At 60.3% G+C, this 14,675-nt stretch carries 12 protein-coding genes; 6 read left to right on the top strand and 6 right to left on the bottom strand.

The features are described from left to right. Positions 1-176: 176 nt before the first annotated feature. The 5 genes from ACHPFG_RS29030 to gbcA form a co-directional block, all read right to left on the bottom strand. The gene (locus tag ACHPFG_RS29030) at positions 177-1,679 is read right to left on the bottom strand and encodes a lytic polysaccharide monooxygenase (protein WP_431701102.1); all 1,503 of its coding nucleotides are present in this window, start codon (positions 1,677-1,679) and stop codon (positions 177-179) included. Positions 1,680-1,751: 72 nt separating this feature from the next. Further along, positions 1,752-2,258, bottom strand: coding sequence for a type II secretion system protein (locus ACHPFG_RS29025; RefSeq protein ID WP_431701101.1), 507 nt, complete (start codon positions 2,256-2,258; stop codon positions 1,752-1,754). Further along, complete coding sequence (locus ACHPFG_RS29020; RefSeq protein WP_431701100.1) at positions 2,245-2,625, bottom strand: type II secretion system protein; 381 nt, start codon at positions 2,623-2,625, stop codon at positions 2,245-2,247. The genes ACHPFG_RS29025 and ACHPFG_RS29020 overlap by 14 nt, the downstream gene beginning before the upstream one ends. Continuing rightward, on the bottom strand, positions 2,600-3,094 hold the full coding sequence (locus ACHPFG_RS29015) for a prepilin-type N-terminal cleavage/methylation domain-containing protein (RefSeq protein WP_431701099.1): 495 nt from the start codon (positions 3,092-3,094) through the stop codon (positions 2,600-2,602). Before ACHPFG_RS29015 ends, ACHPFG_RS29020 begins: the two co-directional genes overlap by 26 nt. Positions 3,095-3,886: 792 nt before the next feature. After that, the gene (gbcA, locus tag ACHPFG_RS29010) at positions 3,887-5,182 is read right to left on the bottom strand and encodes a glycine-betaine demethylase subunit GbcA (protein ID WP_431701098.1); all 1,296 of its coding nucleotides are present in this window, start codon (positions 5,180-5,182) and stop codon (positions 3,887-3,889) included. Between the two features lie 282 nt (positions 5,183-5,464). On the opposite strand from gbcA, the gene gbcB reads away from it, so the two are divergent. After that, on the top strand, positions 5,465-6,565 hold the full coding sequence (gene gbcB / locus ACHPFG_RS29005; RefSeq protein WP_431701097.1) for a glycine-betaine demethylase subunit GbcB: 1,101 nt from the start codon (positions 5,465-5,467) through the stop codon (positions 6,563-6,565). A 148-nt stretch (positions 6,566-6,713) separates the two neighbouring features. On the opposite strand, the gene ACHPFG_RS29000 is transcribed toward gbcB, so the two are convergent. Next, positions 6,714-7,754 carry a low specificity L-threonine aldolase gene (locus ACHPFG_RS29000; RefSeq protein WP_131699076.1) on the bottom strand — a complete coding sequence of 347 codons (1,041 nt, stop codon included), beginning with the start codon at positions 7,752-7,754 and terminating at the stop codon, positions 6,714-6,716. A gap of 90 nt (positions 7,755-7,844) precedes the next feature. On the opposite strand from ACHPFG_RS29000, the gene ACHPFG_RS28995 reads away from it, so the two are divergent. The 5 genes from ACHPFG_RS28995 to ACHPFG_RS28975 all read left to right on the top strand — a co-directional run bounded on the left by ACHPFG_RS28995 (position 7,845) and on the right by ACHPFG_RS28975 (position 14,602). Beyond that, a complete protein-coding gene (locus ACHPFG_RS28995; protein ID WP_431701096.1) occupies positions 7,845-8,573 on the top strand; it encodes a TraX family protein in 729 nt (242 codons plus the stop codon). A gap of 170 nt (positions 8,574-8,743) precedes the next feature. Continuing rightward, positions 8,744-9,997 carry a serine hydroxymethyltransferase gene (gene glyA, locus ACHPFG_RS28990; protein WP_090401748.1) on the top strand — a complete coding sequence of 418 codons (1,254 nt, stop codon included), beginning with the start codon at positions 8,744-8,746 and terminating at the stop codon, positions 9,995-9,997. A 22-nt stretch (positions 9,998-10,019) separates the two neighbouring features. Continuing rightward, on the top strand, positions 10,020-11,270 hold the full coding sequence (locus ACHPFG_RS28985; RefSeq protein WP_010207084.1) for a sarcosine oxidase subunit beta: 1,251 nt from the start codon (positions 10,020-10,022) through the stop codon (positions 11,268-11,270). Between the two features lie 15 nt (positions 11,271-11,285). Further along, positions 11,286-11,588, top strand: coding sequence for a sarcosine oxidase subunit delta (locus tag ACHPFG_RS28980; protein ID WP_027605979.1), 303 nt, complete (start codon positions 11,286-11,288; stop codon positions 11,586-11,588). Beyond that, entirely contained in the window at positions 11,585-14,602 is a 3,018-nt protein-coding gene (locus tag ACHPFG_RS28975) for a sarcosine oxidase subunit alpha (RefSeq protein ID WP_131699078.1), read from the top strand. Before ACHPFG_RS28980 ends, ACHPFG_RS28975 begins: the two co-directional genes overlap by 4 nt. Positions 14,603-14,675: the final 73 nt, after the last annotated feature.

The raw sequence follows: 14,675 nt of genomic DNA, 5'->3' as shown, positions 1-14,675 counted from the left end.
TGTGTGTAACTCTCCCGGCCCGCTGTAAAGCGGGCACCGCCGGTAGAACTGCGTTAGAACCTTTTCTATTCACGTACATCTTCAACTGTAGCGTTGCTCGATATAAGGCGCCGGGAGGCGCCCTATAACGTTTGGCACTTACGCTTATCCACTAACTGAATATGCGGCGGAATGGGTCATTGAACTTCCTCCCAGGCCTGATCCCATGCCGTGCCCGAGCCAGGGGCATACGCCCATGCGGCGCCTGCGCACCACGCGGTGTAGGGGTGAGGTTTGCACTTATAGTTTTTGCCGTTATTGGTCACGATGTCGTCCGCTTTATACGGGGTGCCTTCTTTGTAGGCCGGGTGTTCTTCACCTCCACCGGCGGGCGTGACGGTAAACACAACTTCGGCTTGGCCGGTCTTGCCATTTTGCTGGTCACGAACCTTCAGCTGTGCAGTGAATTTAGTCTCCTGTGTGACGGTGTAAGCGTTGCCGCTGACCGTGGCGCCATCCTGTGCGCCCACCATCCCTGGAGCTGTCCACAGATAGAGCAAGGGGCCGTTGCTGCCTGACGATCCCGTGCCGCTGAACGTAAAGGCTTGCCCCGACTTCAATGTGCTCGGCCCCGTGATGCGTGCCACCGGTTGCGCTGGATTGACCGGGCCTGGGCCCTCGCCGGCGATGATCGCCATCGCTCGGCTGTAACCCTTGGCGGTGGTGTAGACCGAGTTGGCGCTGGAGTCGGTGGGGTTGAATACGATCGTGTTGCCCTTCTTCTCTCCCACTCTGGCAATGGTGGGATTGATCCTGTCCGCCAACTGCTTGCCCCAGATGTTGGGGTCCAGGTTGTTCGCGCTGATCGGCAGGGTGATGTCCACCACTTCCTTGGCCGCCGGTGAGTTATCGAGGATGCGGAAGTGGACCGAGTCACCGGCTTTGAGGGTGTTCATGATCGAATCGATGAATTGGCCAAGATTGACCCACTGCTCCGGAACCCCACCGCCGATGATGTTGATGTCACTGCAGTTATAGAACCCTTCGCCCGCTGGATCGATACGCTGCCACTGCACGAACAGCGTGGCTTTGCCCGTTTGCGTCGAAGGAATCGGCACAGGGAACTTGAAGTACCCGGAAGCGCCGGAAATGGTGGGAGGATCGTTGCCCCAGTTGGTTTGTGCGACGCTGAATTGCTCGGAATGGATGAGTGTCAGGTCATTCCAGGTCAACGGCGACTGGGTCGGGTCAAAACCCGGTTTTGTGAGAAAGACCTTCACAAAACTGGGAACGTGCGGGGCCGTACCGATGATGCGCACGTCCATCATGCCGTTGGAGGGTGTTACGTCAGTACGGTACCAGTCATCCGAGACAATGTTCAGGCCATCCTTCTTACTGTCGGCCGCCGAGCACAGTTGGCCGTCGGGCACTTCTCTTTTGACGATCTCCGGATCGTTGTAACCAGGTGCCGTGATCAAATGGGCCACTTCATTCCATTGCTGGCCTGGATACTGTCCACTTTTTGCAGACAGGGCTGCGCAGCCGTTATCGCTGGGGCTTCCTGACCAGAAATCCGGGAGCGTCTTGCAATAGACCTGCCGTGCGATGGGCTTGTCCACCGCACCGTGGGCCATGACCAGCGTCGGGGCCAACAAGACCGCCGCCAACAACCATTTCGTTAAGCGCTGTAAGTTACTCATGCTTGATCCACCTTAATTCAGATAAACAAGTTCCGAACGGCTGGAACGATCAGTCTGTCGAGTGTGTGAGCGTCATCGGGTCAGTTGATCTCCCATGGGAGCGACGCGGGTTGCAGGGTTGTTCTGCCCAGGGCCAAACAGAAACACCCACCCTTGATAACTGCCTTGTCCTGTAAAACTCTGATTGATAACTGAAAAGTTACCTTGTTTGAACGGTGTGCCCTCGGCCGTGCTGAACACGCCCATGATGGTTTCACCGGGCCCGGCCACCACGCCCCACTCGGCGCTGCCGGTCAGCGGGTCGGTATAGGCACGGCGCAAATAGCGCCGGGTGGTGGGGTGGCGACGGTCGAGCACCAGGTCTTCGAGGGACTTGGGGTAGGTGCTGCCGGCGGCGTAGTACAGGCCTATTGCGCGGCGGATTTCATTGCCTCGCGCCAGCAATTCCAGCTCGCGCTCGCGCTGCAGCACGCTGGACCACAGCGTGCCGACTTCCATCAACATCACGGCCACCACGGCCACCGTCACCAACATGCCCATGAACACCGAGCCCTGCTGGGGGTGTTTACCAGTCGGCATAGGTGCTCCCGTTCGTGTCGGTGCCGGGCGCGCCGCTGCGTACATCGCCCAGGCCTTGTTCGTCGGAAGGTTGCAGTTGCCAGGTGTCACGCCTGCCGGTCAGCGGGTCTGTGGGAATCTCGCGCAGGTAGCGGCGGTCGACCAGGGCTTGCAGGGACTCGGGGTTGGCGCCGTGGTCTTCGCGGTACTGGTCCAGGGCCTGGCGAATGGAAGACAGGTTGTGGCGCAGCACGGTTTCCTGGGCCTTGGTGTGCTGGCGGAAGTACTGCGGGGTGACCAGGGTCATAAGGGTGGCGATGATCGCCATGACCACCAGCAACTCAATCAGGGTAAACCCCCGATTACCATTGGCTGTATGACGTTCCATTCAAGCTCTCCCGGGTGCTTCGGGATGAAACGTCGAATACATCTTCTCCCTCTTGTGGATTATCCGCAGTGCTTTTGTAGCTGCGCAGCTGCCAGGTTTCTGCGGGCGCGTGTTCAGGGCACTCGCACACGGGATCGCGGGGAATGCGTCGCAGGAAATAGAGTTTGTTGCCCTGAAGGTTGGTCTTGTCGGTCACCCCCTCGACCAATACGTGCAGGGAGGGTGGATAGCCGCTGTCAGTGATGCTCTTTTCAATGCGGCCATCGTCACTGGCGTCTTTGTAGGCATCGATTGCGCGCCGGATTTCCCGCAACGAACGTTGCAGGTCCAGTTCTCGATCACGTTTACCCATCAATGCTGTCAGCGGATAAGCCACTGTCGCAAGCGTGGCCAGCAGGGCCAGCGTCAGTAGTAATTCAATCAGCGTAAAACCTTTGGCGCAGTGATGGCTGGGCTTGCCCTGCCACATCACCGTTCTACCTCCCGATCAGGCTGCCAAGGACTTCCGCGTTAACCCAGGCCATGGAATTGACTGCAAAGGTGAGTGTAGATGCTGAGTGTTTTTTGTACAGGTTGCACGGTTACCCACAAACGCTGTGCGCGTAGCTGTGGATAAGGTGTTCGTGGGTGTCCACGAGGCCCGTGAATCAAGGCCTGCAAGCCGCTGTACGAAAATTGATCAAGCTAAGTCACGGTTTTTTGGTGCTTTTTTGTGTGGATAAGCTTGAAGCAGCGGTTGGACTTGCCCCCAAAGTCTGTTGGCGCTTCTGTGGATAAGATGTTTGCTATCCGCTACAGGCCTTATAGATAAAGGCTTTCAATCGTTTGGTTATTTATTGATCAAATTGCCGCTGAAACCGAAGAATACAGCTGAAACCCACGGTTTATGACGGTTTGGCATGGTTTTCCACAGCGCTGTAGAAGTTGCCCCCAAAGTCTGTTGGCGGTTCTGTGGATAAGGTGTTTGCGTACCGCTACAGGTCACGATTTACGTGGCTTGTAAGGTCTTGATCAATAAATGATCAATGCGCCTTGGGAACCGTCAACTTGAATAAGTCACGGATTTTCTTCAATTAATTTTGCTTGGATAGCGGAGTTGCCCACAATTGCTGTGGGTGGCTTTGTGGATAAGTTGTTGGGTAAAGGCTGGAGGGCAGGCTGGCAGTGGTCTGCGAGAGACTTGATCAAATATTAAGCAGTGTGAGGTTCAAGTGTGGGAGGGGGAACGCCCCCTCCCACAGTTTTGAGCTGTGGGTATCGGTTATTCGTGTGCTGCCACGCCTTTCAGGTAAGGCGCCGGGGCTGCACCGAGGTTGTTCAACATGCGCTCGCTGTACCAGTCCACAAAGTTCACCACGCCGAACTCATAGGTCTTGGAGTAAGGGCCAGGCTGGTAGGCGGTGGAGTTGATCCCGCGCTGGTTCTCTTCGGCCAGGCGACGGTCCTGGTCGTTGGTGGCGTCCCACACCTTGCGCATGCGCTCCACGTCGTAGTCCACGCCTTCCACGGCGTCCTTGTGCACGATCCACTTGGTGGTGACCATGGTTTCCTGTGCGCTGATCGGCCACACGGTGAACACGATAATGTGGTCGCCCATGCAGTGGTTCCACGAATGCGGCAGGTGCAGGATGCGCATCGAGCCCAGGTCGGGGTTCTTGATCCGGCCCATCAGCTTGGCGCAGCCCTGCTTGCCGTCCAGGGTCATCGACACGGTGCCCTTGAGCAGCGGCATGCGCACGATACGGTTACGCAGGCCGAAGCTGGCATGGGCGTAAGGGATCTTCTCGGCATCCCAGGCAGCGGCCGACGCCGCGACGTGGTCCTTGAACGCCTGGTCGGCGCGTGGGTCGGTAACGTCGTCCCACTCAAGCAGGGTTTTCAACAACTCGGGGTGCGACGCGTTGCAGTGGTAGCACTCGCGGTTGTTTTCCAGCACCAGCTTCCAGTTGGCTTTTTCGAACAAGGTGGTCTGGATCGCCACCTTGGTGTTTTCCATGTCGTAGGGTTCCATGTAATGGTTCAACGTCGACAGGAAGTCATCGATGGCCGGCGGGTTCTCGGCCAGGCTGATAAAGATGTAGCCGCCGGCGGTCTTCACATTCACCGGTTTGAGGCCGTATTGCTTCATGTCGAAGTCGGCGCCCATCTCGGTGCCGGCGAACAGCAGGCGGCCGTCGATCTCGTAGGTCCACTGGTGGTAAGGGCAGACCAGCTTGGCGACTTTGCCTTTGTCGCTGGTGCACAGGCGCGAACCCCGGTGGCGACACACGTTATGGAACGCATGCACCACGCCTTCGGCGCCACGGATCACGATGATCGGGTTCTTGCCCACTTGCAGGGTCAGGTAGTTGCCCTTGGTGGGGATTTCGCAGGTCATGCCGGCGATCAACCACTCTTTCTGGAAGATCTCCTGCATGTCGATATCAAACAACCGCTCATCAGAGTAGAACGGCTGCGGCAGCGAAAAGGTGCGCTCGCGCTCTTGCAGCATTTGCGCGGTGGCCTTGCGTGCGGGTTCCAGCGGATCGCCCAAGCTTAAGGTTGCGGTGACGTCCATCGTGTGTGTCCTCATGGCCATTCTGTGTGGCCGGCGAATAGTGGCTGATCAGGTTTGCAGCAAGGCGTAAAGAAAGCGTCGTTGTTGGGAGCGAGTGTGGGGCTGCTGATGCACGGAACCTTATCCATGAGCGACATGGCCCACTCTGTTCCCGACGCGCAACCCCCGTGGTATGGGGGCTGGTCGCGATAAGTATGTGAATGTCGCAGATAGGTAAATGGGTGGTTCTCGCGTTACGCAGAATTGCCCCCATAAGGCCGACTATCGGCGGTGGAGAACAGCATGTCCAACAGCTTCCTGAATCCGGTAACCACCCAGACCTGGGCCAATGGTCGGCACATCGTCCGTTGCGTCAAAGTCATCCAGGAAACCTGGGATGTGCGCACCTTCTGCTTTATGGCCGACCAGCCGATCCTGTTCTTTTTCAAGCCGGGGCAGTTCGTCACCCTGGAGCTGGAAATCGATGGCCAGCCGATCATGCGCTCGTACACCATTTCCAGTTCGCCGTCGGTGCCCTACAGCTTCTCGGTGACCATCAAGCGCGTTCCGGGCGGCAAGGTGTCCAACTGGCTGCACGACACGCTGCACGAAGGACAGGAATTGGCGGTGCACGGGCCGGTCGGGCTGTTCAATGCCATCGACTTCCCGAGTCCGAAAGTCTTGTACCTCAGCGGCGGTGTTGGTATCACCCCGGTGATGTCCATGGCGCGCTGGTTCTACGACACCAACGCCAATGTCGACATGACGTTTATCCACAGCGCGCGTTCGCCCAAAGACATCATCTACCACCGCGAGCTGGAGCATATGGCGTCGCGGATCGACAACTTCAGCTTGCATCTGATCTGCGAAAAACACGGCCTGGGTGAACCTTGGGCCGGCTACCGCGGTTACCTGAACCACAAGATGCTCGAACTGATGGTGCCAGACTTCCTTGAGCGCGAAGTATTCTGCTGCGGTCCTACGCCGTATATGAATGCGGTGAAGCGCCTGCTGGAGGCGGCCGGTTTCGACATGGCGCGGTACCACGAGGAATCCTTCGGTGCCACGCCGCCGGAAGCCCGCGCCGACGCGGTGGAGCAGGCCGAGCAAGCGGCGGATGCGCCGGAAATCGACCTGGCGGATTTGCACCAGGTGGAATTCCTTGCCTCCGGCAAGAGCATTCGCGTCGCGCCGGGCGAGACCGTCCACGCGGCGGCGGCCAAGCTTGGGCTGTTGATCCCGAAAGCCTGCGGCATGGGCATTTGCGGAACGTGCAAGGTAATGAAGCTGGGCGGAGAGGTGGAGATGGAGCACAACGGCGGGATCACCGAAGAAGACGAAGCCGAAGGCTACATCCTCTCGTGCTGCAGTGTGCCGAAGGGGGATGTGCGCATCGATTTCTGATTGCTCGAGCAGGCACAACACAATCCAAATGTGGGAGGGGGCTTGCTCCCGATAGCAGAGTGTCAGCCACTGTATGTGCAGGCTGACCCACCGCTATCGGGAGCAAGCCCCCTCCCACATTTGTTTTATGTACATCAGTGAGTCATTGTCAGTCACCCATGACTTCGCGGATATCTGCTGCCAATTCCCGCACGCGCTCTTCGTCGGTATCCCACGCACACATGAACCGCGCGCCACCTTTGCCGATGAAGGTGTAGAAGCGCCAGCCCTTGGCGGTCAGCGCGGCAATCGCCGGTTCCGAGAGTTGCAGGAACACGCCGTTGGCCTGTACCGGGAACATCAACTCCACACCCGGAATATCCGCCACCAGACTGCTGAGCAATTGCGCGCAGTGGTTGGCGTGGCGCGCATGTTTGAGCCAGGCGTCGTTTTCCAGCAGGCCCACCCAAGGGGCGGACAGGAAGCGCATTTTTGAGGCCAGTTGGCCGGCCTGTTTGCAGCGGTAGTCGAAGTCTTCGGCCAGCGCGCGGTTGAAAAATAGGATGGCTTCACCCACGGCCATGCCGTTCTTGGTGCCGCCAAAGCACAACACGTCCACTCCGGCTTTCCAGGTCAGGTCGGCCGGCGAGCAGCCGAGAAACGCGCAAGCGTTGGAGAAGCGCGCGCCGTCCATGTGCAGGTTCAGGCCCAGCTCCTTGCAGGTGACGCTGATCGCGCGGATTTCTTCCGGGGTGTAGACGCTGCCGACTTCGGTGGCTTGGGTCAGGGTCACTACGCGGGGTTTGGGGTAGTGGATGTCCTGGCGCTTGAGGGCGATCTCGCGGATCGATTCCGGGGTCAGCTTGCCGTTCTCGGTGCGCGCGGTGAGCAGCTTGGAGCCGTTGGAGAAAAACTCCGGCGCGCCGCATTCGTCGGTCTCGACGTGGGCGGTTTCCGAGCAAATCACGCTATGGTAGCTCTGGCACAAGGAGGACAGCGCCAGGGAGTTGGCGGCCGTACCGTTGAAGGCGAAGAACACTTCGCAGTCGGTTTCGAACAGGTTGCGGAAACCGTCGGCGGCGCGGTGGGTCCATTCATCATCACCGTAGGCGCGTTGATGACCCTGGTTGGCTTGTTCCATGGCGGCCCAGGCTTCCGGGCAAATGCCCGAATAGTTGTCACTGGCGAATTGTTGGCTCTTGTCGGTCATGGCCCATTCCTGTGGTCGATGTTGGTGCGCACTTTAACCAAGATTGTCGGGCGTGCGCACGCACTGTAAATGCAAAGTCACTGGGGAATTATGCACGGTTCTGAAACGATGCCTGTCGGACGCGTCCGTGATGGCGCTTTGGATTTGCTCAAGTGGCTGGCGCTGCTGAGCATGGTGCTGGACCACCTGCGTTATGTCGGTCTGGACCTGGATGGCCTTTATGTACCGGGGCGCCTGGCGTTCCCGTGGTTTTGCCTGGCGATTGCGGCGAACCTGCACCGGGCCAGAGACCTGGCGGTGAGCGGCCAGTGGCGCTACCTGGGCTGGCTGTTGCTGTTCAGCGTGATCAGCGAGGTGCCGTATCGGCTGTTTATCGAGGATGCCGATACGTTGAACGTGCTGCCCACCTTGGCGTTGGGACTGCTGGTTGCCCGAGGATGGCAGCAGAAGGCGCTTATTGATCGAGGATTGGCGTTGATCGCTGTCACTATAGCGGCGGTATTTTCGTCGCAGCTAATGTTCGGGTTCTTTGGGGTATTGCTGCCACTGGCGATGCTGCTGGTGTTTCGGCGGCCTTGGTATTTCAGTGTGTTGCCGGGATTGGTCTGCGTGGCCGCCAACCAATGGCAGGTCCTGCTCAATAGCGGCACGCCGGTGGCGTTGTTGGGATTGGCGACCTGCCTGATTGCGCCATTGCTCGGTATGGTCTTGTTGCGACACGCAAAAAGCGCTGGGCCACCAGCCATGCGCCGCTGGGCGTATGCCCTGTATCCCATGCACTTCCTCCTGCTGCTACTGCTCCGCCACATCATCGCCTAACCCCTGTGGGAGGGGGCTTGCTCCCACATTTGTTCGGTGTTGTTTCGGCAATGTCGTAAACGCACCTTTGCGTGGCGTCCGTAGGCATTTGGCCTGTCTGCGCCAGCCCTACCATCGCATCAAAGGGCCCTGCATGGGCCTCAACAATACGAAAGGCTGGGAGAGACGCGATGTTCAGCAAACAAGACCAGATCCAAGGGTATGACGACGCACTGCTGGCAGCCATGAATGCCGAGGAGCAGCGTCAGGAAGATCATATCGAGCTGATCGCGTCGGAGAACTACACCAGCAAGCGCGTGATGGAAGCCCAGGGCAGCGGCCTCACCAACAAATACGCCGAAGGCTACCCGGGCAAGCGCTACTACGGTGGCTGCGAGCACGTGGACAAGGTCGAGGCCCTGGCCATCGAGCGCGCCAAGCAACTGTTCGGTGCCGATTACGCCAACGTGCAACCGCACTCCGGCTCCTCCGCCAACAGCGCGGTGTACCTGGCGCTGTTGAACGCCGGCGACACCATCCTCGGCATGAGCCTGGCTCACGGTGGTCACCTGACCCACGGTGCCAAGGTGTCGTCCTCGGGCAAGCTGTACAACGCGGTGCAATACGGCATCAACACCGACACCGGCCTGATCGACTACGACGAAGTCGAGCGCCTGGCCGTGGAGCACAAGCCGAAGATGGTCGTGGCTGGGTTCTCCGCCTACTCCAAGACCCTGGATTTCCCACGCTTTCGCGCGATCGCCGACAAGGTCGGTGCGCTGCTGTTCGTCGACATGGCCCACGTCGCCGGCCTGGTCGCCGCCGGCCTGTACCCGAACCCGCTGCCTTACGCCGATGTGGTCACCACCACCACCCACAAGACCCTGCGCGGTCCACGTGGCGGTTTGATCCTGGCCAAGGCCAACGAAGAAATTGAAAAGAAACTCAACGCCGCCGTATTCCCTGGCGCCCAGGGCGGCCCCCTGATGCATGTGATCGCCGGCAAGGCCGTGTGCTTCAAGGAAGCCCAGGAGCCAGGCTTCAAGGCCTACCAGCAGCAAGTGATCGATAACGCCCAGGCCATGGCCAGCGTGTTTATCAAACGCGGCTACGATGTAGTGTCCGGCGGCACCGATAACCACCTGTTCCTGGTCAGCCTGATTCGTCAGGGCCTCACCGGCAAAGAGGCGGATGCCGCCCTCGGTCGCGCCCACATCACCGTCAACAAGAACGCCGTGCCGAATGACCCGCAGTCGCCGTTCGTGACCTCGGGCCTGCGCATCGGCACCCCGGCGGTGACCACGCGCGGTTTCAAAGTGCCGCAGTGCATCGAGTTGGCCGGTTGGATCTGCGACATCCTCGACAACCTCGGCGACGCCGACGTCGAGGCCAACGTGGCCAAGCACGTGTCTGCCCTGTGCGCTGATTTCCCGGTTTATCGCTGAGCGCGGTTTTGGAGTAATGACTATGCAACGCTACTCGGGCTTCGGCCTCTTCAAGCACTCCCTCAGCCACCACGAAAACTGGCAGAAGATGTGGCGCACGCCGACCCCTAAGAAGGTCTACGACGTGGTCATCGTCGGCGGCGGCGGGCATGGTCTGGCGACGGCTTACTACCTGGCCAAAGAGCACGGCATCACCAACGTGGCCGTGGTCGAGAAAGGCTGGCTGGGCGGCGGTAACACCGCGCGCAACACCACCATCGTACGTTCCAACTACCTGTGGGACGAGTCGGCGCACCTTTACGAACACGCGATGAAACTGTGGGAAGGCCTGTCCCAGGACCTGAACTACAACGTGATGTTCTCCCAGCGTGGCGTCTACAACCTGTGCCACACCCTGCAGGACATCCGTGATTCCGAGCGTCGTGTCAGCGCCAACCGCCTTAACGGCGTGGATGGCGAGCTGCTGAATGCCAAGCAAGTGGCCGACGAGATTCCGTACCTGGACTGCTCGAAAAACACCCGCTACCCGGTACTCGGCGCCACCGTGCAACGGCGTGGCGGCGTGGCCCGTCACGATGCCGTGGCCTGGGGCTTTGCCCGCGCCGCCGACGCTCTCGGCGTGGACTTGATCCAGCAGACCGAAGTGATCGGTTTCCGCAAGGAAAACGGCGTGTGCATCGGTGTGGAAACCAACAAGGGCTTTATCGGCGCCAAACGCGTCGGTGTGGTCACCGCCGGTAACTCCGGTCACATGGCTTCGCTCGCCGGTTTCCGCCTGCCGATCGAATCCCACCCGCTGCAAGCGTTGGTGTCGGAGCCGATCAAGCCGATTATCGACAGCGTGATCATGTCCAACGCCGTGCACGGCTACATCAGCCAGTCCGACAAGGGCGACCTGGTGATCGGTGCCGGTATCGACGGCTACAACGGCTACGGCCAGCGTGGTTCGTACCCGGTGATCGAACACACCATCCAGGCCATCGTCGAGATGTTCCCGGTGCTGTCGCGGGTGCGCATGAACCGTCAGTGGGGCGGCATCGTCGACACCACGCCGGACGCCTGCCCGATCATCTCCAAGACCCCGGTGCCGAACATGTTCTTCAACTGCGGTTGGGGTACCGGTGGCTTCAAGGCCACCCCAGGCTCAGGCAACGTGTTTGCTGCCAGCCTGGCCAAGGGTGAAATGCACCCGTTGGCGGCACCTTTCTCCATCGACCGTTTCCACAACGGTGCGTTGATCGACGAACACGGCGCTGCGGCCGTCGCCCACTAACAGGAGAAATTCCCTATGTTGCATATCTTCTGTCCTCACTGTGGCGAACTGCGCTCCGAAGAGGAATTCCACGCGTCCGGCCAAGCGCACATCCCGCGCCCGCTGGACCCGAATGCCTGCACCGATGAAGAGTGGGGCGACTACATGTTCTTCCGCGATAACCCGCGTGGCCTGCACCACGAACTGTGGATTCACGCCGCCGGTTGCCGCCAGTACTTCAACGCGACCCGCGACACCGTGACCTACGAAATTCTTGAAACCTACAAGATCGGTGAGAAGCCTCAGTTCACCGCCAAGGCCTCTGGAGAGAAGGTATGAGCCAGATCAATCGCCTGTCCAACGGTGGCCGCATCGACCGTAATAAAGTCCTGACCTTCAGCTTCAACGGTCAGAGCTACAAAGGCTTTGAAGGCGACACCCTGGCCGCAGCCCTGCTGGCCAACGGCGTCGACATCATCGGCCGCAGCTTCAAGTACTCGCGCCCACGCGGCATCTTCGCTGCCGGCGCCGAAGAGCCGAACGCCGTGCTGCAGATCGGCGCTACCGAAGCCACGCAGATCCCTAACGTGCGTGCCACGCAACAGGCGCTGTACCAAGGTTTGGTCGCCACCAGCACCAACGGCTGGCCGAGCGTCAACAACGACATGATGGGCATTCTCGGCAAGGTCGGCGGCAAGCTGATGCCGCCGGGGTTCTACTACAAAACCTTCATGTACCCGCAATCGTTCTGGATGACCTACGAGAAGTACATCCGCAAGGCCGCAGGCCTGGGTCGCTCGCCGACCGAGAACGACCCGGACACCTACGACAACTTCAACCGTCACTGCGACGTCCTGGTGGTCGGCGCAGGCCCTGCCGGCCTCGCTGCGGCACTGGCTGCGGCACGCAGTGGTGCTCGCGTGATCATCGCCGATGAGCAGGAAGAGTTTGGCGGATCCTTGCTTGATTCCCGCGAAAGCCTCGACGGCAAACCGGCCACCGAATGGGTCGCGAGTGTCATCGCCGAATTGAAAACCCTGCCGGACGTGGTGCTGCTGCCCCGCGCCACCGTCAACGGCTACCACGACCATAACTTCCTGACCATTCACGAGCGCCTCACCGATCACCTGGGTGACCGTGCGCCGATTGGCGTGGTGCGCCAGCGTATCCACCGCGTGCGTGCCCAGCGTGTGGTCCTGGCGACCGGTGCTTGCGAGCGTCCGCTGGTGTACGGCAACAACGATGTGCCGGGCAATATGCTGGCGGGTGCGGTGTCCACCTACGTGCGCCGCTACGGCGTGGCACCGGGCAAGAAACTGGTGCTGTCGACCAACAACGACCACGCTTACCGCGTGGCGCTGGATTGGCTCGATGCCGGCCTGCAAGTCGTGGCGGTGGCCGATGTGCGCCACAACCCACGCGGTGCATTGGTTGAAGAAGCCCGCGCCAAAGGTATTCGGATCCTCACCGGCAGCGCTGTGATCGAGGCCCGTGGCACCAAGCGCGTGACCGCTGCGCGTATCGCCGCGATCGACGTCAAGGCGCATAAAGTCACCAGCCCCGGCGAATGGCTGGACTGCGACCTGGTGGCCAGCTCCGGCGGCTACAGCCCGGTGGTCCACTTGGCCTCGCACCTGGGCGGCAAGCCGACCTGGCGTGAAGACATCCTCGGTTTTGTACCGGGCGAAGCCCCGCAGAAACGTGTGTGCGTCGGTGGCATCAACGGCGTCTACGGCCTTGGCGATTCCCTGGCGGATGGTTTTGAAGGCGGCGTGCGCGCCGCCAGCGAGGCCGGTTTTGCCCCGGTGGAAGGTACGCTGCCAAAAGCCTTGAGCCGGCTGGAAGAGCCAACCCTGGCGCTGTTCCAAGTGCCTCACGAGAAAGCTACCGCACGGGCGCCGAAGCAATTTGTCGACCTGCAAAACGATGTCACCGCCGCCGCCATCGAACTCGCCACCCGCGAAGGTTTCGAGTCGGTGGAACACGTCAAGCGCTACACCGCGCTGGGCTTCGGCACCGACCAGGGCAAGCTCGGTAACGTCAACGGCCTGGCGATTGCCGCGCGCTCGCTGAACGTGACCATCCCGCAGATGGGCACCACCATGTTCCGTCCCAACTACACGCCGGTGACCTTCGGCGCGGTGGCGGGCCGTCACTGTGGGCACATCTTCGAACCGGTGCGCTACACCGCTTTGCAAGCCTGGCACGTGAAGAACGGCGCCGAGTTCGAAGACGTCGGTCAGTGGAAACGCCCGTGGTACTTCCCGCGCAACGGTGAAGACCTGCATGCCGCGGTGAAACGCGAATGCCTGGCCGTGCGCGACAGCGTCGGCCTGCTGGATGCGTCCACCCTCGGCAAGATCGACATTCAAGGCCCGGATGCGCGTGAGTTCCTCAACCGCATCTACACCAACGCCTGGACCAAGCTCGACGTGGGCAAGGCGCGTTACGGCCTGATGTGCAAGGAAGACGGCATGGTCTTCGACGACGGCGTCACCGCCTGCCTCGCCGACAACCACTTCCTGATGACCACCACCACCGGCGGCGCCGCCCGCGTATTGCAGTGGCTGGAAATTTACCAACAGACCGAGTGGCCGGACCTCAAGGTGTACTTCACCTCGGTCACAGACCATTGGGCGACCATGACCCTGTCCGGCCCCAACAGCCGCAAGCTGCTGGCGGAAGTCACCGACATCGACCTGGACAAGGACGGCTTCCCGTTCATGACCTGGAAAGAAGGCCTGGTGGGCGGTGTTCCGGCGCGGGTGTTCCGTATCTCGTTTACCGGTGAGTTGTCGTACGAAGTCAACGTGCAGGCCGACTACGCCATGGGCGTGCTGGAACAGATCGTCGCGGCCGGCAAGAAGTACAACCTGACCCCTTACGGCACCGAGACCATGCACGTACTGCGGGCCGAGAAGGGCTTCATCATCGTCGGCCAGGACACCGACGGCTCGATGACCCCGGACGACCTGAACATGGGCTGGTGTGTCGGTCGTACCAAGCCGTTCTCGTGGATCGGCTGGCGCGGCATGAACCGTGAAGACTGCGTGCGTGAAGAGCGCAAGCAACTGGTGGGCCTGAAGCCGATCGATCCGAACGTGTGGCTGCCGGAAGGCGCGCAACTGGTGTTCGATCCGAAGCAGACGATCCCGATGAAGATGGTCGGTCACGTCACCTCCAGCTACGCGCATAACTCCCTGGGTTATTCGTTTGCCATGGGCGTGGTCAAGGGCGGCTTGAAGCGCATCGGTGAGCGGGTGTTCTCGCCCCAGGCGGATGGCAGCGTGATCGAAGCGGAGATTGTGTCTTCGGTGTTCTTTGATCCTAAGGGTGATCGGCAGAACATCTGATAGACCGCGGCGCGGCCATCGGGAGCAAGCCCCCTCCCACATTTTGATGTGTGAATACTTTCAAATGTGGGAG

This window comes from Pseudomonas sp. BR20 (assembly GCF_050780135.1).
GTDB lineage: Bacteria > Pseudomonadota > Gammaproteobacteria > Pseudomonadales > Pseudomonadaceae > Aquipseudomonas.
Note: the sequence above shows the minus strand (reverse complement) of the source record. Positions and strands in the feature narration are given on the sequence as shown.